This is a genomic window from Roseibium denhamense, assembly GCF_009711415.1.
GTDB lineage: Bacteria > Pseudomonadota > Alphaproteobacteria > Rhizobiales > Stappiaceae > Roseibium > Roseibium denhamense.
Genome location: NZ_SMLZ01000114.1, coordinates 138,920 through 161,666, shown reverse-complemented (window position 1 = coordinate 161,666; position 22,747 = coordinate 138,920). Strand labels below are relative to the sequence as shown.

Here is a 22,747-nt window from a genome sequence, read left to right as displayed (position 1 = left end):
GCATGGCCGAACGGCGCAGGCTCATGCCGTTCATCGGCACGTCCATGGCGATCGGCACGGTGGTGGGCGCGCTTCCGGGTATCGGCACGACGCTGGCGGCGGCGCTCGGCTATACCGCCGGCCGGAAGATGCACAGGGGCGACACGCCCTTCGGCAAAGGCGCGCCCGAAGGCATCGCGGCCACCGAGGCGGCCAACTCCGCCGTCTCAGGCGCCAACCTGATCCCGGCGCTGTCGTTGGGCATCCCGGGCAACGTCGCGGCCGTGTTCATCATCCTCGCGGCCGACACCATCGGCGGCTTCAACCCCGGCCCGTCGGTTTTCCGCTTCACGCCCGACGAGGTGAACCCGGAATTGGTGATGGCCTTTGGGCTCTTCACGCTGATGGTGGTCGGCAATCTATTGAACTGGTGCTTTGGCGCGTCTTTCATGCGGCTGCTTGGCAGCCTGATCCGGATCCCCAAATCGGTGATCCTTCCCGTTGTTCTGCTGCTGACGATCGTTTCCACCTATGTGCAGGGCGGCGCTATGACGGACGTCTACATCCTGCTGGCTCTTGGCGTCCTTGGTTATCTCCTGCGCAAGGGCGGCATCCCCGTGCTGCCGCTCGTGATCGCCTACATCTTGGCGGAACCGCTGGAGACCACGATCCGGACCGCCTTCGAAGGCTCCGGCGCCGACCCGTGGTTCCTGTTCCGGGGCGTCGTGTCGCCGCTGTTCCTGACCCTTGCCGCTCTGATCGTGCTGTCCTCCGGCTGGCTGCGGCGCGACGCCCGGGCCGGGACCAAACTCAAGACCTCCAAAGGAGACGCGCCATGACTGCCGCCGGCAAACGCCCCAACATCCTCTTCATCACCTCCGACCAGCAGCGGGGCGATTGCTACGGCTTCCGCGGGCGGCGGGTGCAGACGCCGCATCTGGACATCCTCGCCTCAGAAGGAACCAGCCTCGAGACCGTGATCACGCCTTGCGTCGTCTGCCAGCCGGCACGCGCTTCGATCCTGACCGGCCTGCTGCCCCGCACCCATGGCGTCCACGACAACGGTATCGACCTGAACCCGGCACTCGGCGAGAAGGGCTTCGCCGGGTCGCTGTCGACAGCGGGCTATCACTCCGCAATCATTGGCAAGGCACATTTCTCGACCTACCACACTTTTGGCGAGACCGGCCGACCGGAGAGCATTCCTGACAGTTCCCGGGTGCCGCCGGGCTGGCGCGGCCCCTATATGGGCTTCGACCACGCGGAGCTTGTTCTGGTGGGCCATAACTGGTGGCTGCCAGAAGCGCCGCCAGGAGGTCTGGCGTATGAGGAATGGTACTACGCCGACGGGCGCGGAGAGCTGAAGAACCGGCTTTTGTGGGAGAGCAACCGCGACCATGGCGGCGCGCCGCAGGTCTGGTCGTCGAAGCTGCCGGTGGCCTGGCACAACTCGACCTGGATCGCAGACCGGGCAATCGCCTACCTGCGGCAGGAGCGGCGCGAGCCCTTTTGCCTGTGGGTGTCCTTCCCGGACCCGCACCATCCCTTCGACGCCCCCGAACCCTGGGCATCGCTGCATCGGCCAGAGGACGTGGACCTGCCGGAGCACCGTCAGCGCAGTTTCGAGGGCCGGCCCTGGTGGCACCGCGCCGCGGTTGAAACGGAGATCCCCGCCGAGCATCGCGCGCTTCGCGAGTCCTACTCTCGGATGCCGGAGGTGTCTGACGCGCATCTGCGCGAGATCATCGCAAACACTTACGGTCAGATCGCCCTGACCGACCACTCTGTAGGCCGGATCCTGACCGAACTGGAACATCTTGGCCTGGGGGAGGAAACCTATGTCGTCTATACCTCTGACCACGGCGATTGGCTGGGCGATCACGGGCTGGTCCTGAAGGGGCCGATGCCGTTCGAAGGTTTGCTGAACGTCCGCGCCATCGTGAAGGGGCCGGACGTACCCGCCGGGCGCCAGGTGTCCGAGCCGCTTTCAACCCTCGACTTCGGGGCAACATTCCTGGACTGGGGCGGCGCCGACAGCCTGATGCCGATCCACGGGCGATCTATGCGGGAGGTCATCTCGGGCGACGCCACGCGGGACGCAGCGCTCTCGGAATGGGAACTGCTTCCGGGGCGGGTTGGGGTCGGTCTCAGCCTGCGCACGGTGCGGACCAGGTCGGCCAAGCTGACGATGGACCTCGCTTCAGGCGCTGGGGAGATGTACGACCTCGACACGGACCCATTTGAGTTGATCAACCTGTTCGACGATCCGGACCATGCCAAGATGCGGGAAGACCTGACCGCACATCTGATGGCGCGACCGGACGACATTGCGCCCAATGGCGTCCAAGTCGGGATGGCCTGAGAGATTCCCCCTGTTACTTGCGTTATCGTCACGTCTACTTCGAAATCGCAATGAGGGACGAGGAGATGCGGGCATGAAACGGACATTCGCTGCGATTTGCACGAATGCCCGCAAAGGGCCGATTTTGTTTCTGAACGGTCCTTTCTGTTTCGATGCACTTTAGGTTGGGGCCGACCTACGCCGGCCCTTGTAGTTAGATCTCGACACTCTCCGAGATCGACAGTGCGTCTTCCAGATCAACGCCGAGGTAGCGAACCGTACTGTCCATCTTCGTATGGCCAAGAAGTAATTGGACTGCCCGCAAGTTGCCTGTCTTTTTATAGATTTGTGCAACTTTGATCCTGCGCATGGAATGGGTGCCATAAGCACTGGGTTCCAATCCGATCGATTTCACCCAGTGTTTTAAGAGACGCGCATATTGCCGGATCGAGATTTGAAGACGGTCATGAAATCGGCCGGGCCACAGATACTCATGCCCGATCATCATCGGGTGTGAGATCCATTGCAGAAGGGATTTCCGGGTTCCATCGCAGATTTCAAACCGGACAGGTGTCTTAGTTTTCCTTTGTGCAATCGACACCCGTTCTTTGACTGCACCCGCAGCGAAAACATCCGCAACCCGGAGACACACTAGGTCGCAGCCTCTCAGCTTGCTATCGATGGCTAGATTAAACAGTGCCAGATCGCGAACGGCTCCTGCCAACTCCAATCGTACTCGAATAGCCCAAACGTGTTTTGGCAACAGCGGACGTTTCTGACCTACCAGTCGGCCTTTGTTCCACGTCTTCCGAGCCGGAATGATCATAGGTAGATTTGTACAGGACATAGCAGTCTCCCTGACCGCTCCATCCCGCCTCAACGTTCAAGACAATTGAACGCTCAAGCATACAAAAAACGCCACCAGATATTTAATAACGGCCCGAACATGACTTGGTTGAAAACGGCCCGAAACGGACATTGGAGCCGATTGCAACAAATGTCCGCAACGAGCCTCAAGCGCTTGTCCGCTTGTGAAGATCATCCCTCTGCTTAAAGAGATTTTGGATACCTAATATCTAAAAACTTGGGTCAATGCCGCCCGGAGTTACCCCCGGGCAGCGGTGTGTCGGTTTCGTGGCGAGAGACTAGCGCCGCTCATCCTCCGAACCGGAGCCGAGCATTTCCATCAATTGATCGAAAGTGTTCGACTGAAAGTTGTCGCTGGTGTCAATCATTGATGACAGACCGCCGCCTTGTTCCTGAAGCGACAGAAGCTGCGGCAACATGCTTGCAGCAAGGCCGTTACCAGACCGGGAATTGAACCGGTCCTTGAACTCGTCACCGGTCACTTCTCCGTTGCCGTCGGCATCCAACTCGGCAAACAGTTCCTCGCTGGACAGCCCGGAGGCAGAACTTGCCCGGTTGAGCGGACTGTCCTTGGAGGCTTCGTTGAACTCCTCAAGGGACAGTCCATTGCTGCCGTCCGTATCGGCAGAATTGAACCTCTCGGTCATTCGCTCCTTGATCTGGGCTTGAATGGATGAGAAATCCATCATTCCAGACGATAAACCACCTATAGACATCAGTTTAGGTTCCTTCTCTTAAACAAGATAGGCAACCTTGGCAGTGCGTGCCGGCCGATCCGGCATGATTTGTTAGGCAAGTAACGGGCCAAAAGCGGTCGCCCTATGGCTGAAACGCAAGAACGGTTGTCGTCGCGGGGCTCGCCAGCTTATTTTCGAGGATCAAACCGCGGCAGCGTGACAGATACCCTGGCGCCTTTTAGCGGCGTCCGTGCATCGGCAATGAGGAGTTGACCTCCCTGTTGCGCCACGAGTTTCGCGACGATCGCCAGACCGAGGCCAAACCCGCCGGTCGCACGCGATCTCGATTTTTCGAGCCGCACAAACGGTTCAAGCACCAGATCCCTTTTGTCTTCTGGAATGCCCGGTCCGTCATCATCAATATGGATGATCACCTCGGTTTCTGTACCGAGAATTTCGATTGCGGCACATCCGCCGTAGACCAGAGCATTCTCAATCAGGTTCGAGACGATCCGGCGCAGGGACAACCGATCACCAAGGACGTGAAGCTCCTTGAGGTCGCTTTGGTTCCCCTGTTTCAAGGTAACCGTGTCTGTGGACCTCGCCGCGATCTCGGAAGCAACCAGATCAATCAGTTCGACCATTTCGTCAGGACGTTTGTCTGCCAAAACCTCGCCCTGTGTGGCCAGCAATGCATCGTCCAGCAGACGCACAATGTCCTCAAGGTCCGCCGTCGCGCGGTCCCGCAGTGACGTATCGCTTGACCGCTCGAGGCGCAGGCGGAGCTTCGTTGCAAACGTCCTGATGTCGTGTTGTAGACCGGTGATCAGCGAGCTGCGGGCCTGTTCGGCCCGGGCTAGGCGTACCTGCTGTTGGTTGAAGGTTCGAATGAGCGCCCGGATTTCCGGAGCCGTTGCCAGCCGCTCGGGGATCTTATCGGCAGTCCTGCCATAGTCGTGGTTTTCGAGCGCGCGGGACAGGTCCCTGAGGGGGCGGATCTGGTTTTGTAGAAAGATGAACATGGCCAGGGCAATGACCGCCCCCAGCAAGCCAGCGAGGAGGACGAACGGAATGCGCCAGACCGTGCGCACCGGCAAAAATGCCTCGAATACCAGTACTCCGCCGGTCTTAAGGTCCACTTGCAGCGTTACCGTATCCAGAAGGGCTGGCATAACGGTTGTGTTTGCATCGCCACGGTCGGAAGAAATCGACACAAGCCGGCCGGCCAGGGCCCGTTCATAGTCTTCCAAACGTGGGGTTCCGTTTGCGGTCCGACCTTCTGTCATCTTGCGGATACTTGTGTTCTGGTCCTTGAAGGAAACGGACAGGAGCCGAGAGGAAAAGGACGTCAACGCAAACGACCGGTCCGCGTCCGGCAGGCCTTCAAAAAGCCGAACCATCGCAGCCAGTCGCTCTGGGTTCGGAAGCGGGCTCGCAGCGGGCAACTGATAAACGCGTGCCATAAAGACCGAAAAGGTCAACATCAGGACAAGAAAAACAAGGATGAGTGCAAGACTTATCCTAAAGCCGCTGACAGCTTTCATTGTGCAGCTGGTTCGACTTTGGGGGTGAAAAGGTAGCCTTGCTGCCGGATCGTCGCAATTATTTTTTCGTCATCTTCCGGCCGTTCGATTTTTTTCCTGAGCCTTGAAACGAGTGTGTCGACCGATCGATCAAACAGATCGGATTTGCGCCGCAAGACGGTCCGCAAGAGATGGTGTCGTGACAGCACCTTTTGTGGAGCGCCGACAAAACAGGCCAGAAGATCGAACTCCGCACTGGTGAGCGGGATCAGCTCCCCTGCGACTGTCTTGAGGGTTCGGGAGTCCAAGTCTATAAAAAGATCCCTGAATGCAAACATGCTTTGTTGAACCTTCAACTCATGCGCGCCGCGGCGAAGGACTGCCCGGACTCTGGCGATCAGTTCCCTTTTCGAAAAAGGCTTAGTGATGTAGTCATCCGCGCCGATCTCCAAACCGACCACCCGATCAATTTCGGATGCCTTTGCCGTCACCATGATGATCGGTGTTGCTATCCTGGTCCGCAGGCGTTGGCATATGGTAAGTCCACTCTCATTCGGCAGCATGAGATCAAGCAAGATCAAGTCCGGTCCGAACTGGGCGATGGCCGCGTCAATTGAAACCGGATCGCTTACAGACTGGGTTTGAAAGCCTTCTTCATCCAGTAACTCGCTAAGCATTTCCCGGATGTCTGGATCGTCGTCAACGATCAGTATTTTATTGGTGTCAGACTGCATACGCTCATTGTGCGAAAGGCTCATAATCTGTGCAAGCAAGATTACGCAGATGTACAATTTGACACAAATCGACAAATAGCGTCGCATCCGGGTTGATAGGAATCGACTGCACTTGGCAGTGCAAACCCGTTGTGTGGGGTCCGGCCCCCATCAACTATGGATCCCACACAACACCATCCGCCCGTGCCTTGGTCTTTCTCCATATCCCTTTCCGGAATTGTTAGCGAAAGTACTGTCGCAGCGCCGATGCCAAATCTGTGAGGGCGCAGAGTCCCGACCCTTGCACTGTTTCCGGTTGTCTGCCAAGGCGCGCATGAGTGTCACAAAACGTCAAAAAACGTTTCAGTGCATCGATACCATTCGCCGGCCTGACGGATATCTTCAGCGTGAACAAACAGGTTGAGGCGGCGAGCCCAATGGCCGAAGCGGTACTGTTCACCGCACGATAAACCGATATCGAAGACAGGCAGAGGTCTAATCAAGATGAGAGCATATGCGAATGTATTTGGGGCGATTGGGTTATTGGCACTGGGCGTACTGCCCGCCAACGCAACGTCCCAGACCGCCGAAATGGCCGCGCGCAACTATCAGGCAGCCGACCAAGACGGGGATGGTGTCCTAGTTTATGATGAGTTTGTCTCCTTCATCGATATGAACGCCGCCGCCAACATTGGCAATGCCGGGCGGGTCCAATCCCGCGGACTGTACGCTCGCGCGTTCAAACGGCTTGACGGCAATGGCGATGGATTTGTGTCGCCCGCGGAACTGCAAAACGCGGCCCGATGAAACACCGTTGCCAGCGCGGTACCGTCCGCCAGGTACCGGCAACGGGACACCCGCACCGGAGGGCATGCAAAGCACGCCTCCAGCATTTGCTTGTGGCCTTCCGGTGCGGCGCTTTCATAAAGCAATCGTAGTCAAAACAACCGATTAACGCTGACGACGGACACTGGACATTCGCATGAACGCCATACCCAGATACGTTTCCTTTGTTGCCTTTGCGCTTGGAAGTTACGATGTCGTGCGCGGGATCGCCCATACGGTTTTCGCTGGCTATGCCGCGACCGAAAAAGCGGGGGTGGATCTGACGGGGCCAGCAGGCCTGGATCTGCTCATCCTGATGCTGGCCTTTGGTGCCTCCAATTTGGTCACGGCAAGTGCACTCATCTACCTGGCGCTGACCGACAGGCGCGGATCGCTTCTCTTGCTCGGGCTTATCCCCTTTGCCTATTTCGCTGCCCACATCGGACTTGAATTGCATGGCGTTGAACTTGTCGGACAAGGCGTGTTTCCCGGCCGCTTCTATATGATGGTTTACCTGACAGTTTGTGCCTTGACGGCCACGTCCGGCGCTCTGGTGGCGTTGAGGCGCATGAGAGCCGCCTCCGAAGCCGCGAATTCAGCAAGACCGCACCTGGATCATCAGAGCTAGGGTATTCCATGGATCCGGACCAGATAGAGATCACGTCACGCCTCAAGCAGTCGAGGTCGCGCCGGCGCGGAGCAAAGGCCTGGTTGCTGCTTCTGATTATCGGGCTCGGGGCTGGCGGCGGCTGGCTGCTTTCCCTCCAAGACGAGGCATCAAAAAGCATCCAGTTCCGGACCGAGACTCTTTCACACGGCGATCTGACGGTCACCATCAGCGCGACGGGATCAGTCGAGCCGACAAACACGGTCGATGTCTCCAGCGAATTGTCGGGAACCATTTCAGCGGTCGCCGTCGACTTCAATGATCCGGTCAAGGCCGGTGATGTCCTCGCCCGGCTCGACACCTCGAAACTGGAGGCGATGAAAAAGGTTCAGGAAGCCAACCTTCGCGCGGCAGAGGCACGGCTGGTGAAGGCTCAGGTCAATCTGGAGGAGGCGCGCGAGGAGGCGCAGCGCGCGCGCACGCTCAAGGACCGGAACGTCAGCAGCGCTTTGCAAGTGATCACGGCAGATGCGGCTTTCGAGCGCATGAAAGCCGATGTCGTGATAGCACGCGCGGACATTGCCCGGGAGCGCGCCAATCTTGCGGTCACGGAGGAGGATCTCGCCGATGCCTGTCTTCGCTCGCCTGTCGACGGGGTTGTTCTGGAGCGCAAGGTAAACCAGGGCCAAACGGTTGCCGCATCGATGTCAGCGCCGGTTCTTTTCACGATTGCTGAAAGCCTCAGCGAAATGGAGCTTCAACTGTCGATCGACGAAGCGGATATTGGCCGTCTCAAGGAAGCGCAACGGGCAACCTTCACGGTCGACGCCTATCCGGCCCGCGAATTCCCTGCACAGGTCAAAACAGTGCGGTTTGCACCTGAGGTGATCGACAACGTTGTCACCTATCTGGCAAGTCTCGAGGTCGATAATCCGGACCTAGTGTTGCGGCCCGGCATGACCGCATCCGCCGACATCTTGGTCAACGAGGTGGCGGATGCTCTCTTGGTTCCGAATGCTGCCTTGAGGTTCGTGCCGGACCCGACCGGTTCCGCCGACGATGGACCAACGGGGAGCACCGGTATGCTCGGGCTCCTATTTTCCGATCAGCCGTCCATGGTTCCGCCGCGGCCCACAACCAACACGCTCTGGGTCTTGCGGGACAACGGAATGGCCGAGATCGAAATCGTGCGCGGCGACACCAACGGACGGTACACGGAAATTCTGGGCGGCGATGTGCAGCCCGGGGACCGGGTGATTGTCGGCGTGGAGAACTAGATGCCACACTCGGAACCCTACATCTCGCTCAAGGATATCCGCCGCATATATGGCCAAGGCGATGCGGAGGTCCGCGCGCTTGACGGTGTCGATATCGATATCAAGCGGGGTGAATTCGTTGCGATTATGGGGCCAAGCGGATCCGGAAAATCGACGGCCATGAACCTTATCGGCTGCCTCGACCGGCCAACATCCGGCACCTACCGGTTCAACGGGCTTGAGATTGCCGGTCTGGACGGCGATGAACGAGCGCTGATCAGACGCCACTACCTTGCCTTTATCTACCAGGGCTACAACCTTCTGGCCCGCACATCGGCACTCGACAATGTGGAACTTCCCCTCATCTACAAGGGCATTGGCAAACGGGAACGGCGGGAACGCGCCCTTCATGCGCTGGATCTGGTCGGGCTCAAGGGACGGGAGACGCACGATCCGTCCCAATTGTCCGGCGGGCAGCAACAAAGGGTCGCTATCGCCAGGGCCTTGGCCGGCGATCCGCATGTTGTGCTGGCGGATGAGCCGACCGGGAATCTTGACACGCAGCGGTCGCGGGAGATCATGGAGCTTATTGTTGAGCTTCGCCGCAAATCAGGGCTTACGATCATCATGGTGACACATGATGAGGAGATTGCCGAGTACGCGAGCCGCCTGATCTGGATGGTCGACGGGCGTGTTCAGCAAGACCGCGAGCTACAGGATGCGGCCTAGAATGCTCTGGGATATGACCAAGCTCGCCCTTAAATCAATCTTCCGCAATGCACTGCGGTCCTGTCTGACGGTGCTGGGTGTGGTCATCGGTGTCGCGTCGGTTATCGCCATGCTTACGCTTGGACAAGGCTCCTCCGAGCAGGTTATTGCCGATGTCGAGAAAATGGGAACCAACGTCATCGTGGTGCGTCCCGGGCAGCGTGGCATGGGCCCAAGAGCCCACAGTACCGCAGCACGGCCCTTCAACATCAAGGACGTCGACGCCCTTGAGGAAGCACTCCCGGAGATTGATACGGCGGCGCCAATTTCCTCGCAGCAAGGGACGATTGTTGCTGGCACCGAGAACCACCGCGCGAAAATTACGGCGACGGACCAGCGCTATCTCGTGGCATCCGACTGGCCGCTCGCGCTTGGCCGAAATTTCAATGCCAGCGAAACCCGGAGCGGGAAACCGGTCTGCATCCTGGGTCAGACCGTACGCCAGGAACTGTTCGGCACCGCAGACCCGCTCGATCAGCCGGTGCGGATCAAGAAAATGTCCTGCAACGTGATCGGCGTCCTCACCGAAAAAGGCGCTTCGTCTATCGGTGCGGACCAGGACGATGTCGTCCTGGTTCCCTTGCGGACTTATCAAAGACGCCTCACGGGCAAGGACGATGTCTCCGTCATCTACATGTCGGTGGTTGACGGGGCCTCAACCGGCCAGGCGATCCGGGACGTTGAAAACCTGATGCGCGAGCTGCGCCGCATCGCTCCGGGCGACGAAGACGACTTCTCGGTGATTGACATGAAGCAGGTGGCATCAATGCTGACGAGTATTACCGGCGTTCTCACCGGATTGCTGTCGGCGGTGGCCGCCGTCAGTCTGCTGGTCGGAGGCATCGGAATCATGAATATCATGCTTGTGAGCGTTACGGAACGAACCCGTGAAATTGGCATCCGACTTGCGGTGGGTGCGCAAACACATCAGGTCCTCATGCAGTTTCTGATTGAGGCGGTCGCATTGTCTCTGCTTGGCGGTCTTGTCGGCATCATCCTGGGATTGGGTCTGGCCGCGATCGGTGCTCATTGGATCGATATCCCGTTTGTGCCGGACCCAGGCATAATCCTGCTGGCCTTCGTATTCTCCGCCATTGTCGGTGCCGCATTCGGCTACTATCCAGCACGCGCAGCCGCCAATCTCGATCCAATCGAAGCACTCCGGCACGAGTAGCGTTCAAGCAACAGCTTCAGCGCAAGACCAACGCCGCTGAAAGTTGCCTCCACCGTTTCAACCGGTCGTTTTCATTGAACCCACTAGCAGTTCAGTTGCCATGCGGTTATTCGTTCGCCACGCAGCGAACGTCTGCTTCCCGCCCAAACCAACAAACGGACAGATGCTTCAAATTCCAATGAAAAGTTTGCAGTGTTTGGATCCGTGGACATTTTTTTGAAGCTGTAATGATGGTATTATCGGACAGGCTTGAAGTTGAAATGCTCTATCTCAATCGTCTCGAAGTGTTTCTTGCCTTGTCGGCCGAAACGCCATCTTTCCTGACAACCCATGGCTTGCCGCATCTGTCTTACGATCCGAAAGCGGCGTTCCTATCGGTGTCGGACAGCCTGAGGTGCAAAGGTCCCGGCGGAACCAAATTGATCAAGGCTCTGAACCAGCTTCTTGAGCGGGGCTAAACCGCTGACTTTATGAGAAATTCTATCGTTATTGTTTCGATCGGTCTGGTGATCTGGATTCGGCGATCTCTCACGAGTTCAAAAAGCTCGTGTTTCTCGAGTCAACTGAAGGTCTTTTGACTTCGACGCCGGCTAGTGTTGAGGGCATATGATCGGGCAAATTGCGCATAGTTGCCCTATCAAGAGTAGGTTAGATTCGCTTATACGCCTGCTTTGTAACCTCATATGAGATTTTAAGTTGACACTTTATAAATCTCATGTGAGGTTTTGAGTGTGAGTAATCGAGTCGACATTGAGATCCCTGAGTACACCCAGGCGGACGTAATTCGCATCACTTCTGTGAGCGCGAAAACGCTCCAGAATTGGACGGACCCCAATCGCGGGATCCTGCGTCTCAGTCAGGGCAGTGTCGGCAAGGGGCGGCGGCGTTTGTATTCCGCGCTCGACATCATGGCGGTCACAATGATTGCGCATCTAAGCGGGCTTGGCGTGTCGCCGAACCTTGTTTCGCAATTGTTTTATGAGCGGGAGGTAAAGCTTGGCGACTGGTTCAAGTCAGCGGTTGAAGACCCGGAGAGTGAACACATTTGCAGGATCTACTTTGATGCAGACGGACTGTATGCAAGGCTGATCACAAGTAAATTTGAAAATGACCGATACGCGTTTGAGGACTTTTGGGAGGGCGCGCGCTTTGCCTTTATCCAATTATCCCTCTCAAAGATTGCGAGCTTTGTGTCGTTCGGAATTCGAGACATTTACTTCGAGGAAACCCCCGAAGAGCACGAAACCGAAGGTGCAAAAAAGCTGTTTGATGCCAGCAAAGCAATGCTGAACGAAATAAGAAGGGCAAAGCTGCGATAGGTTTTGAGTAAAGCTTGCCAGAGCACAAATAAAAGAGATGGCAATGCCTAACCAAAAACTGCGCCCTTCAGACGCGAGTCGCTATCTAAAGGCCGTCCGCGATGCAGGCTTTCAAAATGGTCGCCTTATCAAGCACCCCGATGGCCGAATTGAGTTGATAGGCGAAGACAGTCCGTCAAAACGTTCTTCGTCACCGCTTTCACCATTCGAGCAATGGGAAGCCGACAATGCGAACACATCTTAAAGGCATCAACATCATTCACCGCAGGCTCGCTACCGGTGAACTGCGGACCTATTATTATCATCGCGCCACAAACACGCGGCTTCTAGGTGAGCCTGGCTCTCCGGAGTTTTTGAGCAACATAGCAGCGGCCGTTGAGCAATTCCGGCAACGCGACACCGGAACACTCGGGGGTCTTATTCGAGAGTTTCAGCAAACGGCCAAATGGCGACGGTTGGCAGAATCCACACAGAGCGAATACCGCAGGATTTTCAAGTTCTGGGAAGATCAGTATGGCACATGCCCCTATGTTGCCTTGGAGGACAAGGCTTTTCGCAGGGCGGTCATTAAATGGCATGATGCGTTTTCTGAAGCCAAACCAAGGGAAGCTGATAACAGAGTTACGGTTTTGGCCCGTGTTCTTTCCAGGGCGACACGGGATGGCCCCTTAAGACGCAATGTCATGGATGGGTTCGAACGGGCTTATCAGAGCGATCGTTCTAACAAGATTTGGCTGCCGGAACATGTTGAGGCCTTTATGGCAGTGGCGAGCCCGGAAATGAAGCTGGCGATGGTGCTTGCGCTGCACACGGGTCAACGCCGTGGAGACCTGCTTCAGCTGAATTGGAACAACTACGACGGTGAGCGGATTTCTCTTCATCAGGGCAAATCGCGGCGCGGGAAACTCAAAGGCCGTTTGGTGACGATCAAATGCACCAAGGCGTTGAAGGAAACCCTGGACGGTCTTAAACGGCAATCGACCTTGATTCTGACGACCAAAACAGGGCGCGCCTTTCAGAAACGTTATTTTGCCAATCAATGGGAAAAGACCTGCAAAGAAGCTGGGATTGAAGGGCTCCATTTTCACGATATCCGTGGAACGACTGTAACGATGTTGTTCCAAGCAGGCTGCAATCTTGGTGAGATCGTCTCAATCACCGGCCACTCGCTTCGGCGGGCACAGGATATTCTGGACAAATATCTCGCCAGAACATCAACGATGGCCGATAACGCGATCGCCAAGTTTGAGAACGTTTTGGAAACAGATTCTGCAAAACACACTGCAAAACAGGATAGGCAAAACCATGCTAAGTAGTGGTGACCCCGACAGGATTCGAACCTGTGACCCTCAGATTAGGAATCTGATGCTCTATCCTGCTGAGCTACGGGGCCGGTTAGGGTCGACTAGCATGATTTGGTGCGGTTTGCGAGCCCTCACAAAAAGGAGCGGGGCTTTGGGGGCGTCCGGTCTTCCGCTTGCCTTATTCTGCTTTTAGCTCATGGTTTGAAGATCGTGACGAGGGGCAGGCCACTTCGGTGAAAGAGACGGTTTGGGTGAAAATCTGGTGTTTTGTAGCCAGGGCGGTTCTGCCGTCCGGGCAGCAATTGGCACCCAGACTGCGTTTTGTTTTTGCCCTTCCCGTGGCGCTCTTTCTGTCAATGACGGCTGCTGTTGTGCGGGCGGAGCCGGTTTTTCTGTCAGATGATCAAATGCCGTTCGACGGTGCATTCGCACGGACCGCCTGCGCCGTGTCTTCTCCTGATGGGGTGCCGGTATCCCAGTCTGCGCCTTTAGGGGTTTTTCAGGCGGCGGATGGGAGCCGCTATTTTGCCAGCGATGTGATTATGGATCGGCATCTGCCGTTGGATGATCTCGCGATGCCCGGACCCCTGATTGCCGTCAGCACCGGGACGGAAAACCGCTGGGGAGAAGTGCCCGCCTGGATCCTGGGAACGGGACCGGACGCGGGTCTTTATCAGGAACAGATGTTGCGCAAGGGGGCGGCAATCTTTGAACCCCGACAGGCGAAAGGACAATGTGCAGAGGCCTTGTGGTCGGCAGAACACGACGCACGGGTTGCTGGGCGCGGGCTATGGTCGGGAACGGCTCCTTCTGTCCGTTACGGAAGCCGAACCCTGGGCCGTTTGGTAGAGGCGGCTGGCCGCTATGTAATCGTTGAGGGCCGGATTGTTTCTGTTGGAAAAACCCGCAGCACCCGTTATCTGAATTTCGGACGGTATTGGAAGGAAGACTTTACAGCGACCTGGCCGGCGGACGAAGAAGCGGTGTTCGAAGCTCATATCCAGCGGTTCGGCCAATCGGTCGATGATCTGGGCGGAGCAGCCGTTGAAATCCGCGGCACATTGCAGATCAGGGACGGGCCGTACATTGCGCTCTTGCGGCCGGAGCAATTGAGGCTACTTGAGACGAAGAGGGCCATACGTGACGGCCGTAATCAGGATTAGCAGGATGAGCAGGGACAAACGGCTGGAAGGAAACCCGGCCAGACAGCGCATGAGACGCCTCGCCGGCGTTTTCGGCCTGTCCTTGTTGCTTGCCTCCTGCCAGCTTCTCGGTGATGGCACCAGTATCGGTACCGTCGCTCCAGGGACATTGCGGCCGGGTCTTGCTGCCGATATCGGCGCAAAGGAACACCCGCGCGTGGTCGCAACCTATGGCGGTGTCTATGAGGATCCAGGCGCGGAGAGGGCCGTTGCCAGCGTCGTCGGTCGTCTTGTCGCCGCCTCGGACGATCCCTCGCAGAGTTATCAAATCACGATCTTGAATTCTCCGGCGATCAATGCTTTCGCCCTGCCTGGCGGTTATCTATATGTCACCCGTGGTCTTCTGGCGCTGGCCAATGACACGTCGGAAGTGGCCGCAGTCCTGGCGCACGAAATGGCGCATGTGACCGCAGACCATGCCATCAAACGCCAGCAAAGGGCGGAAGCCAAGCAGTTCGCCAATCAGATCCTCAGTGATGTGGTGCAGGACAGTGAGGCGGCCCGGAAGGCAATTGTCTCCTCGCAGCTGTCCTTTGCCCGGTTCAGCCAGGTTCAGGAACTGGAGGCCGATGCCATTGGCGTGAAGACACTTGCCCGCGCCGGTTTCGACCCTTATGCGGCCGCAAGGTTTTTGGAATCCATGGCAGCCTTTGCCCGCTACCAGTCAGCAGACAAGAGTTCCAGTTCGGCGCCTGACTTCCTGTCGTCTCACCCCTCTACACCCGAACGGCTTCAGATCGCCGTCCGCTCCGCGCGCCAGATCGGCGCGCCGGGGATTGGTGAGCGCGACCGGGACCGGTATCTTAGCCAGATCAACGGCATGCTGTTCGGTGATGACCCGCTGGAGGGGTTTGTCCGGGGACGGTCTTTCCTGCACAAAGCCCTGGGAATCGGGTTCACTGTGCCGCCCGGATATATTCTTGAAAATTCGCCCGAGGCGGTTCTGGCCAGCAACGGGTCGGGTACAGCGATCCGCTTTGACGGAGCGGACGTCAGCAGTTATGCGAATTTATCCGACTACATGACGTCTGGGTGGATCAATGGCCTCTTGCCCGAAACGGTGCGCCAAACCACCATCGGCGGTGTTCCGGGCGTAACAGCCGCTGCAATCACCCAGGGCTGGTCGTTCCGGATCGCAGTATTGCGGATCGGCAAGACCGGTTACCGCTTTATCTTTGCAAGCCGTTCTCCCAATGCTGCCTTTGATCAGGAGTTCCGTCAGACTATCGAGAGTTTCCGGCAGTTGACACCGACCGAACGGGCCCGGCTTCGTTCGTTGCGGATCAAGGTCATCAAGACCAGCCCGGGCGATACGCCGCGCAAATTGGCAATCGGCATGAGTGGTGTTGAGGCATCGCGGCGGCTTGAGTTCTTCTCAATCCTCAATGATTTGGATCCCAACCAAGCAATCCCCGCCGGGACCGCTGTCAAACTGGTCGTAGATTGACCTGCACAAAGAAAGACCGGCGAGCGCACCAAAATTCGCGCGCGCTAGCCGGTCCGTATGTGTTGTGATCCTCGGCTTTCTGATCGTCCTGGATCAGATCGAATAAGCCGTCTGATCCGGTTGACGGGTCAAAAGCGCTGTCTTGAGCTTCTCAAGTGCCCGGCTTTCAATCTGTCGGACCCGCTCCTTGGATATTCCCAGTTTTTCGCCCAGCGACTCCAGTGTCGCGCCGTCTTCTGAGAGGCGCCGTTCCCGGACAATTTTCAGCTCGCGCTCGCTCAAGACATCCAGGGCTGAAGTAAGCCAGCGGCTGCGCCGCTCGGCGTCGATGCTATCGGATACAATCTCGTCTGGCTGAGGTGCTTCAGACACAAGGAAATCCTGCCGGTCGGCACTAGACCCTTCGGTATCCGTTACAGGCGCATTCAAGGATGTGTCCGGCCCCGAAAGCCGCGCATTCATCAAGGCAACATCTGCCTGCTTCACGCCAATCGCATCTGCGATTTTCTGATGCAGCTCGCTATCGGTAAGGGGGGTCTGGTTGTTGGAAAGCTTTGCGCGCAGGCGCCGAAGGTTAAAAAACAGCGCTTTTTGGGAAGAAGATGTTCCGCCCCGGACAATGGACCAGTTCCGCAAAATATAGTCCTGGATCGATGCACGGATCCACCAAGTCGCATATGTCGAAAACCGCACCTCGCGTTCCGGTTCAAATCTGGCGGCGGCTTCGAGAAGTCCCACGTGCCCTTCCTGAATCAAATCGCCAAGATTGAGTCCGAAGTTCCGGAACTTTGATGCGACCGCGATCACCAAACGCATGTGTGAGAGAGACAATTGTTCGAGCGCTTTCTCGCATTTGTCATTTCTCCAACGGAGCGCAAGCTCGAGCTCTTCTTCCCGGGTAAGGTAAGGGGCTTTCATCGCCGCCCGAACCAACTGCCGCTTCTCGTTCATGGACATGATTGACGCTCCGATGTTGTATCAGCTGTGATACGTATCAGCGCGTAGGGTAGATCACTTACGGTTGCCGTAGGGGCATATTTTGTGCACATCTGCGTGATGCGTGAGTGTGTTATGCCCGGTTGGCTGGTTGTGGAACGACCTGGATCAGCGCGCTTATCACCCGAGATCATGGACGGGGACGCTTGCCCTTATGGCAATTGCGGCCACCAGATTGGCAAGGCTTGTGGCAACAAAAAAGGGCCCGGCCAATGGCCAAGCCCTTTGATATAGAGACGAGCGTTTGGTGTGTTACGCGGCTTCTTCCGCGTCCCCGTCATCATCTCCCGCTTCCGCTTCAGCTGCCGCTTTCAGGCGGCTGGGCGACTTTGCGAGGTTTTGCTCAATTTGCTTGATCGCTTCTGTCTCAGAACATTTGTTCACGGCGGCGATTTCGCGTGCCATCCGGTCCAAAGCGGCTTCATAAAGCTGCCGTTCCGAGTAGGACTGTTCCGGCTGGTTTTCCGAGCGGAAAAGATCCCGGACGACTTCCGAGATCGCGATCAGGTCGCCGGAGTTAATCTTGGCTTCGTATTCCTGCGCCCGGCGGCTCCACATGGTGCGCTTTACGCGAGGACGGCCACGAACGGTTTCCAGAGCTTTTTTGACAGCTGCCGGATCGCCCAGCTTGCGCATACCGACGGACGCGATTTTCGCGACCGGGACGCGCAGTGTCATTTTGTCCTGTTCGAAAACGATGACCAGCAACTCCAAAGAGTGACCTGCAACGTTTTGCTCTTCAATCGCGGTAATTTGTCCGACGCCGTGAGCCGGATAGACGATGTATTCGCCGGTCTTGAAACCCTGACGCTGCGCGGTCTTCTTGGTATTCGTTGCCATGCTTATATTCTCTCCTGCGCAGTTAACGGCTCTGCGTAAAGCCGTTCCGGGCCCATTCGGCCCATACTGTTCTGTTGTGACACGTTTCGGCTTCGGCGATCCGATATGGAACGCCTGTTGATATGCGGCGTGTCAGGCTGGTCAGTCGATTACTTCCACTTTAAAACCTTCGTCGGGCAGTAGGGCTGCCGGTGTCCATGGCGCGGTCCGGTGTGTTGGGGCCGTGCGCTTGAGGAAGACTCCATGTACGGGGTTGTTCTCGTGGTTGGCGACTAGCCGTAATCAATAACATAGTTTTGTGGAAAATTAAAGTGTTGTGCTTTCACAAAGCACAGCGACGCGCTAACGGCCTGCTTTGCCCCCAGCACGAAACACTTAATTTACGCAGCGGTTTGCTGGCGTTTTTTGCAGCAATGGGTCTGGTTGCCCCGCTGCCGATTCATTTGTCATCAGGATGGCGGGTTAGGCGAAAAATACTTCTCGAGTTTGTTTTTTTCACCGTCGAACTTTTCCGCATCCGGCAGTGGCTCTCTTTTCTCGGTAATATTCGGCCACTTCTCTGAATATTCGGCGTTCAGTTCAATCCACTTTTCAAGTCCGGGATCCGTGTCCGGCAGGATGGCTTCGGCCGGGCATTCCGGTTCACAAACGCCGCAATCAATGCACTCATCCGGGTTGATTACGAGGAAGTTCTCTCCCTCATAGAAACAGTCAACCGGGCATACTTCGACACAATCGGTGTATTTGCATTTGATGCAGTTATCAGTGACGACGTAGGTCATCGCAGTCCTCGCTTGAAACCGGTGGCCGCTACGCGGGTGAAGCGCTCATCCGGTCGGCCGGTCCGCTTTCGCCAGTTCCTGGAAGCAGTGGGCCTGAAAATCTCTCCAACCGGTTGGGTATCGCTTTTGCTTTCAGCGCGCAAGCGTTCAGCATGCCGCAGATCCTGGTTATTGGAGAAAGATATTCTGTTTTCGGCTGGCTTGTGAGATCGGGGCTAAGTGTCGTTGCGCCAGGCATCCAATTTCCGGCGATCCCGTTTTGTCGGCCGTCCCGCCCCGGCATCCCGAACCGCAACGGCTGGTTCAGCGTGCTTTTTGGGCGGTGGCGGCGGGGACAGGTCTTCATAAAGGAGCCGGGCTTCCTCGTAAGGACCCCGGCGCTTGCCAAGTGCAACGACCTTCAGGACCAGTATTCTGCGCTCAAGGGCAATGGTCAGGACATCGCCGGTTTTAACGGTTTTGCTTGCGGACGAAATTTTGTCCTTGTTGACCCGGACATGCCCGCCTGTTGCCAATTTTTGCGCAAGGGATCTAGATTTCGTGACCCTGGCGTACCAAAGCCACTTATCGATGCGCAAATTTGCAAAAGCAGTTGGTTCTGTCGCCGCTATTAGGACTTGTCCTTGTTGTTCATGCCTTCTTTGAGCGCAAGCAGCGCCGCGAAAGGTGAATTCGGATCAATCGGTTTGTCTTTCGGTGCCTTATCTCTGCGCGCACCACCGTCGAATCCCTTGTGCCCGCCACGGCCCTTATTGGGGCCGCCTTTCCCGCCCGGCTTGCCATGGCGTTTTTCGCCCTGGCTGCCTTTCGGGCCATGGGATTGGCCTTTCCGGTTGTCGCCCCGGCGTTGATCCTGGCGTGGACGCGGCCTCCGGTCATGACGCCCCGGACGCCAGATCTCGATGGTAACCGTCTCCAGCTCAACCGGTTCGGACAGCGCATCACTGTTTGCTGCGGCTTCCGGTTCGCCGTCAGCAGCGGCTGATGCCTCAATTGCTGTTTCTGCGTCCGGCCCGGTCTCTTCGGCGGTTTGTGCAGCAGTGTCCGGGCCTTCGTTCGCGGCTTCGCCGGTGGCCGCCGCCGTTTCAACGTCCGGTGAGGTTTCAGATCCTTCGGAAACGGTGTCGGCTGCCACCGGCGTTTCCGTCTCTTGTCCGGCCGGCTGATGCTCCGGTTCGGCGCTAGGTGCGTCAGCTGCGGGGCTGTCCGCCGTTTCAACTGCAGCCTTCGCGGCGACAGGGCGTTGAACTTGTTTGGTCTCCAAGCGGTAGCCAAGAGACTTGAGGACAGCGGAGAAGTCTTCGCCCGCGCAGCCCAGCAAAGATGTCATGGCAACGGTCACGGTAAAGCCGCCGCCGGTCTCAATCGCACCTTCCGGGGGTGCTACCTCCGCGTCCAGCGGTTTCCATGCGATCAGCGGCCGGATCAGATCGGCCAGGCGCTCGAGGATGTCGACAGGGACGGCGCGCGGGCCGCACACGCGGAAGCCGACCACCTTGTAAAGTGCCTTATCGATTGTCTCATCGACCGGGATGGATGTCCGTCCGGATGCGGACAGTTGCGGCAACTCCTCCATGCCATTCATGTCGAGCGAGCCATGCTTCAGCGCCCAAAGTTGCGCGAGCAATTGGCTGGGTGCCGGTTTCAGAAGGGCCGGGACAAAAATTGTGTAAGCGCCGAAGCGGACACCGTGCTTGCGCAACGAGGCGCGCATATCCTGGTCAAGCTGACGGATTTCATCCGCTGCGTCCTGCCGTTCAAGAATGCCGAGACCTTCGACGATGCGAAATGCGATTCCGCGTGCAAGACCCTCCAGGCCTTCGCCGCCTTTCAGATCCGCAAGCGGTTTCAACAGCGTCTCGATCTGTGCTTTGACCCAAAGATCCAAACGGTTCTGGACCGCTTCGCGCGCTGGACCTGTGAGATGCTCATCGGCCAGAAGCAGCACTGAAGGGGCAAGCACATCCTCACTGGGGGCAAGTTTGGCCACCGGTTCGCCGCGCCAGCGGATCGCAGCCTCTGAGGTGAGCACAAAATCAGTGTTTTCGGACTTGCCGAGTTTCTCGGCCCGGGATTCGATCTCGGTGGTCAAGGCCTTTTGGGCAGCAGCGCGAACGGTCTTTCCGTCCGGGCCCTCGGCTGCCGCATCTGGGGCAAACCGGAAGCCAAGCAGATTTCCAATGTGCTGACCTTCTACGAGCACATCTCCGCTCGATGTAATTTCCGCTTCCAGCATTGCGTTCTCTCTCAAACGTCTCATCAATACACTTGTCCGCCTATCCACAAAGCGCTGCGTTAACCGCTCGTGGAGGGCGTCAGATAATTTGTCTTCTATGCCGCGCGTTACGCCCTGCCAGTGCGCCGGGTCGGTGAGCCAGTCCGGGCGGTTGGCGACATAAGTCCAGGTCCGGATATGTGCAATCCGGTTTGCGAGTGTGTCGATATCACCATCTGTGCGGTCTGCGAAGGCCAATTGACGGGAGAACCAATCGTCGGCGATTGCGTCATCTTCCATCAAGTGTGTGTAGATGGTGTTTAAAAGCTCGGCGTGATTGGCCGGTGCAATCTTGCGGTAATCGGGGACCTGACACACATCCCATAGCAATTCTACCGCTTTTTGGCCGTTCGCCATGCCTTTTATTGCGTTGTCGCGCAACAAAAGATCAAGCGCGGTCAAGTCATCGCCTGTCGGTGCCCTAGCGAGACCCTGTTCGCGCGGGGCAACGTCGAGGCTCCGGCGCAGGGCGGTGGTCGATGAAAAATCCAGCGCAGTGTTGCGCCATTGCAGCACTTTAAGGCTGTCAAACCGGTGGCTTTCCAGCTGTTCGACAAGATCATCGTCAAGTGGATCAACTCTGCCGGTGACCCCAAATGTCCCGTCACGTGTATGCCGGCCGGCCCGGCCAGCGATCTGACCCATTTCGGATGCGGTCAGCTGGCGGTACTGGTAGCCGTCATATTTCCGGTTGCCGGCAAAGGCTATGTGGTGGACATCAAGATTGAGCCCCATTCCAATCGCATCAGTTGCGACCAGGTGATCGACATCGCCGTTCTGGAAAAGTTCGACCTGCGCGTTCCGGGTCCGCGGGCTCAAGGAGCCGAGCACCACGGCGGCACCACCGCGCTGGCGCCGGATCAGCTCCGCAATCGAATATACCTCATCAGCTGAAAATGCGACTACGGCCGAGCGCGCGGGCAGCCGGGATACCTTTTTCGAGCCGGCATAGGCCAAGACAGACATGCGCGGCCGGGTGACGACGTTCAACCCGGGAATAAGCCGCTCCAGAAGCGGCCGTGCAGTCTCTGAACCGAGGAGCAGCGTTTCGGACCTGCCGCGCAAATTCAGGATGCGGTCCGTGAAAACGTGACCCCGGTCCAGATTGCCCGCAAGCTGGACTTCGTCGATTGCGACAAACTCTGTGCTGAGATCCAGCGGCATCGCCTCGACGGTGGACACCCAGAAGCGGGGCCGTTTTGGAATGATTTTTTCTTCGCCGGTAATCAGGGCAACGGTGTCGGTACCGGCCCGCTCCGCGATCCGGCCATAAACCTCGCGGGCCAAGAGCCGCAAAGGCAGTCCGATCAGGCCGCTCGGCTGGGCGATCATCCGCTCAATGGCCAAATGGGTCTTGCCAGTGTTGGTCGGTCCAAGCACAGCGGTGACGGTTTTTGACCGGGCCGCAGGCGGCAAGGGCAGGGGCTGAGGACGGGACATGAATTCGGGTGCGTTGGCTCTAGCGTCGTAATGCGGCCTGGCCGGCAGCCAGCGCTGGTCATCATCTCTGGTGATGCCGAGTGTCTAGCATAGGCCTTACGGCGCTGTCCTACTCTTTTTTCTGAGGCTGGAGAGCGGTTCAGTCCTGAAATAATCTGTGGAGAACGACTCTGGAACAAAAGGGAACCGAATCGCTGACTCGCATTGATTCAGGATTTGTTCCCTACGACATGTAGTCGGGTTTGCGATTCCGGCACAAAATCATGAGTCTGTTCAGTAATTTATCTTATTCTCCAGATTTCATATCGAATCGGCTCGAAAGCCTGTCAAGGATTAATAATCCGTAAACGGTTCCGTCTGCCATCAGGCTGAGGCTGTTAACCTAAAGACACAACGGGAACGAACGCCGGAC

The 22,747-nt window shown here is 57.4% G+C and carries 21 protein-coding genes and 1 tRNA gene; 12 read left to right on the top strand and 10 right to left on the bottom strand.

The window, feature by feature from the left end; translation table 11 throughout:
- The first annotated feature begins 2 nt into the window (after positions 1–2).
- Positions 3–818, top strand: coding sequence for a tripartite tricarboxylate transporter permease (locus tag E1180_RS22290; RefSeq protein WP_341873564.1), 816 nt, complete (start codon positions 3–5; stop codon positions 816–818).
- Positions 815–2,341: a sulfatase-like hydrolase/transferase gene (locus E1180_RS18295; RefSeq protein ID WP_155193409.1), complete on the top strand. Its 1,527-nt coding sequence runs from the start codon at positions 815–817 to the stop codon at positions 2,339–2,341. The genes E1180_RS22290 and E1180_RS18295 overlap by 4 nt, the downstream gene beginning before the upstream one ends.
- A 193-nt stretch (positions 2,342–2,534) precedes the next feature.
- On the opposite strand, the gene E1180_RS18290 is transcribed toward E1180_RS18295, so the two are convergent.
- The 4 genes from E1180_RS18290 to E1180_RS18275 form a co-directional block, all read right to left on the bottom strand.
- Entirely contained in the window at positions 2,535–3,146 is a 612-nt protein-coding gene (locus E1180_RS18290) for a tyrosine-type recombinase/integrase (protein ID WP_196220645.1), read from the bottom strand.
- A 319-nt stretch (positions 3,147–3,465) separates the two neighbouring features.
- A complete protein-coding gene (locus E1180_RS18285) occupies positions 3,466–3,834 on the bottom strand; it encodes an EF-hand domain-containing protein (RefSeq protein WP_196220640.1) in 369 nt (122 codons plus the stop codon).
- Between the two features lie 218 nt (positions 3,835–4,052).
- Complete coding sequence (locus E1180_RS18280; RefSeq protein ID WP_155193403.1) at positions 4,053–5,408, bottom strand: ATP-binding protein; 1,356 nt, start codon at positions 5,406–5,408, stop codon at positions 4,053–4,055.
- Complete coding sequence (locus E1180_RS18275; RefSeq protein ID WP_244314114.1) at positions 5,405–6,145, bottom strand: response regulator; 741 nt, start codon at positions 6,143–6,145, stop codon at positions 5,405–5,407. The genes E1180_RS18280 and E1180_RS18275 overlap by 4 nt, the downstream gene beginning before the upstream one ends.
- 459 nt (positions 6,146–6,604) lie before the next feature.
- Here E1180_RS18275 and E1180_RS18270 point away from each other — a divergent pair, with 459 nt between their 5' ends.
- The 8 genes from E1180_RS18270 to E1180_RS18235 all read left to right on the top strand — a co-directional run bounded on the left by E1180_RS18270 (position 6,605) and on the right by E1180_RS18235 (position 13,365).
- Positions 6,605–6,907 (top strand): EF-hand domain-containing protein, encoded by a 303-nt coding sequence (locus E1180_RS18270; protein WP_155193400.1) that lies wholly within the window; start codon positions 6,605–6,607, stop codon positions 6,905–6,907.
- A gap of 175 nt (positions 6,908–7,082) precedes the next feature.
- A complete protein-coding gene (locus E1180_RS18265; protein WP_155193398.1) occupies positions 7,083–7,553 on the top strand; it encodes a hypothetical protein in 471 nt (156 codons plus the stop codon).
- An 8-nt stretch (positions 7,554–7,561) separates the two neighbouring features.
- Complete coding sequence (locus E1180_RS18260) at positions 7,562–8,809, top strand: efflux RND transporter periplasmic adaptor subunit (protein ID WP_155193395.1); 1,248 nt, start codon at positions 7,562–7,564, stop codon at positions 8,807–8,809.
- Positions 8,810–9,517, top strand: a complete 708-nt coding sequence (locus E1180_RS18255) for an ABC transporter ATP-binding protein (RefSeq protein WP_155193393.1) — start codon at positions 8,810–8,812, stop codon at positions 9,515–9,517.
- A 1-nt stretch (position 9,518) separates the two neighbouring features.
- On the top strand, positions 9,519–10,730 hold the full coding sequence (locus E1180_RS18250; RefSeq protein ID WP_155193391.1) for an ABC transporter permease: 1,212 nt from the start codon (positions 9,519–9,521) through the stop codon (positions 10,728–10,730).
- Positions 10,731–10,957: 227 nt separating this feature from the next.
- Positions 10,958–11,188, top strand: coding sequence for a hypothetical protein (locus E1180_RS18245; protein WP_155193389.1), 231 nt, complete (start codon positions 10,958–10,960; stop codon positions 11,186–11,188).
- A gap of 273 nt (positions 11,189–11,461) precedes the next feature.
- Positions 11,462–12,049 (top strand): MerR family transcriptional regulator, encoded by a 588-nt coding sequence (locus E1180_RS18240; RefSeq protein ID WP_208997229.1) that lies wholly within the window; start codon positions 11,462–11,464, stop codon positions 12,047–12,049.
- A gap of 227 nt (positions 12,050–12,276) precedes the next feature.
- Entirely contained in the window at positions 12,277–13,365 is a 1,089-nt protein-coding gene (locus E1180_RS18235; RefSeq protein WP_155193384.1) for a tyrosine-type recombinase/integrase, read from the top strand.
- Here the strand turns inward: E1180_RS18235 and E1180_RS18230 are convergent.
- Positions 13,366–13,442 (bottom strand) — tRNA-Arg (locus E1180_RS18230).
- A gap of 144 nt (positions 13,443–13,586) precedes the next feature.
- On the opposite strand from E1180_RS18230, the gene E1180_RS18225 reads away from it, so the two are divergent.
- Complete coding sequence (locus tag E1180_RS18225) at positions 13,587–14,516, top strand: hypothetical protein (RefSeq protein ID WP_155193382.1); 930 nt, start codon at positions 13,587–13,589, stop codon at positions 14,514–14,516.
- A gap of 4 nt (positions 14,517–14,520) precedes the next feature.
- Positions 14,521–16,002, top strand: coding sequence for a M48 family metalloprotease (locus E1180_RS18220; RefSeq protein ID WP_208997228.1), 1,482 nt, complete (start codon positions 14,521–14,523; stop codon positions 16,000–16,002).
- Positions 16,003–16,095: 93 nt separating this feature from the next.
- Here the strand turns inward: E1180_RS18220 and E1180_RS18215 are convergent, their stop codons facing one another.
- The 5 genes from E1180_RS18215 to E1180_RS18195 form a co-directional block, all read right to left on the bottom strand.
- On the bottom strand, positions 16,096–16,959 hold the full coding sequence (locus tag E1180_RS18215) for an RNA polymerase factor sigma-32 (RefSeq protein ID WP_208997227.1): 864 nt from the start codon (positions 16,957–16,959) through the stop codon (positions 16,096–16,098).
- 291 nt (positions 16,960–17,250) lie between these two features.
- Positions 17,251–17,838 (bottom strand): CarD family transcriptional regulator, encoded by a 588-nt coding sequence (locus E1180_RS18210; RefSeq protein ID WP_155193380.1) that lies wholly within the window; start codon positions 17,836–17,838, stop codon positions 17,251–17,253.
- Between the two features lie 449 nt (positions 17,839–18,287).
- Complete coding sequence (gene fdxA / locus E1180_RS18205) at positions 18,288–18,620, bottom strand: ferredoxin FdxA (protein ID WP_155193377.1); 333 nt, start codon at positions 18,618–18,620, stop codon at positions 18,288–18,290.
- Between the two features lie 215 nt (positions 18,621–18,835).
- Positions 18,836–19,231, bottom strand: coding sequence for an RNA-binding S4 domain-containing protein (locus E1180_RS18200; RefSeq protein ID WP_425280929.1), 396 nt, complete (start codon positions 19,229–19,231; stop codon positions 18,836–18,838).
- On the bottom strand, positions 19,231–22,335 hold the full coding sequence (locus E1180_RS18195) for a helicase-related protein (protein ID WP_155193372.1): 3,105 nt from the start codon (positions 22,333–22,335) through the stop codon (positions 19,231–19,233). The genes E1180_RS18200 and E1180_RS18195 overlap by 1 nt, the downstream gene beginning before the upstream one ends.
- Positions 22,336–22,747 lie beyond the last annotated feature (412 nt).

Excerpts from the sequence above, each read along its gene's own strand:
- E1180_RS18295 (WP_155193409.1), top strand. The coding sequence starts at position 815 with ATGACTGCCGCCGGCAAACGCCCCAACATCCTCTTCATCACCTCCGAC.
- E1180_RS18255 (WP_155193393.1), top strand. The coding sequence starts at position 8,810 with ATGCCACACTCGGAACCCTACATCTCGCTCAAGGATATCCGCCGCATA.
- E1180_RS18275 (WP_244314114.1), bottom strand. The coding sequence starts at position 6,145 with ATGAGCCTTTCGCACAATGAGCGTATGCAGTCTGACACCAATAAAATA.
- fdxA (WP_155193377.1), bottom strand. The coding sequence starts at position 18,620 with ATGACCTACGTCGTCACTGATAACTGCATCAAATGCAAATACACCGAT.
- E1180_RS18220 (WP_208997228.1), top strand. The coding sequence starts at position 14,521 with ATGAGCAGGGACAAACGGCTGGAAGGAAACCCGGCCAGACAGCGCATG.
- E1180_RS18250 (WP_155193391.1), top strand. The coding sequence starts at position 9,519 with ATGCTCTGGGATATGACCAAGCTCGCCCTTAAATCAATCTTCCGCAAT.
- E1180_RS18270 (WP_155193400.1), top strand. The coding sequence starts at position 6,605 with ATGAGAGCATATGCGAATGTATTTGGGGCGATTGGGTTATTGGCACTG.
- E1180_RS18235 (WP_155193384.1), top strand. The coding sequence starts at position 12,277 with ATGCGAACACATCTTAAAGGCATCAACATCATTCACCGCAGGCTCGCT.
- E1180_RS18210 (WP_155193380.1), bottom strand. The coding sequence starts at position 17,838 with ATGGCAACGAATACCAAGAAGACCGCGCAGCGTCAGGGTTTCAAGACC.
- E1180_RS18260 (WP_155193395.1), top strand. The coding sequence starts at position 7,562 with ATGGATCCGGACCAGATAGAGATCACGTCACGCCTCAAGCAGTCGAGG.
- E1180_RS18290 (WP_196220645.1), bottom strand. The coding sequence starts at position 3,146 with ATGATCATTCCGGCTCGGAAGACGTGGAACAAAGGCCGACTGGTAGGT.
- E1180_RS22290 (WP_341873564.1), top strand. The coding sequence starts at position 3 with ATGGCCGAACGGCGCAGGCTCATGCCGTTCATCGGCACGTCCATGGCG.
- E1180_RS18285 (WP_196220640.1), bottom strand. The coding sequence starts at position 3,834 with ATGACCGAGAGGTTCAATTCTGCCGATACGGACGGCAGCAATGGACTG.
- E1180_RS18245 (WP_155193389.1), top strand. The coding sequence starts at position 10,958 with ATGATGGTATTATCGGACAGGCTTGAAGTTGAAATGCTCTATCTCAAT.
- E1180_RS18195 (WP_155193372.1), bottom strand. The coding sequence starts at position 22,335 with ATGTCCCGTCCTCAGCCCCTGCCCTTGCCGCCTGCGGCCCGGTCAAAA.
- E1180_RS18280 (WP_155193403.1), bottom strand. The coding sequence starts at position 5,408 with ATGAAAGCTGTCAGCGGCTTTAGGATAAGTCTTGCACTCATCCTTGTT.
- E1180_RS18215 (WP_208997227.1), bottom strand. The coding sequence starts at position 16,959 with ATGTCCATGAACGAGAAGCGGCAGTTGGTTCGGGCGGCGATGAAAGCC.
- E1180_RS18265 (WP_155193398.1), top strand. The coding sequence starts at position 7,083 with ATGAACGCCATACCCAGATACGTTTCCTTTGTTGCCTTTGCGCTTGGA.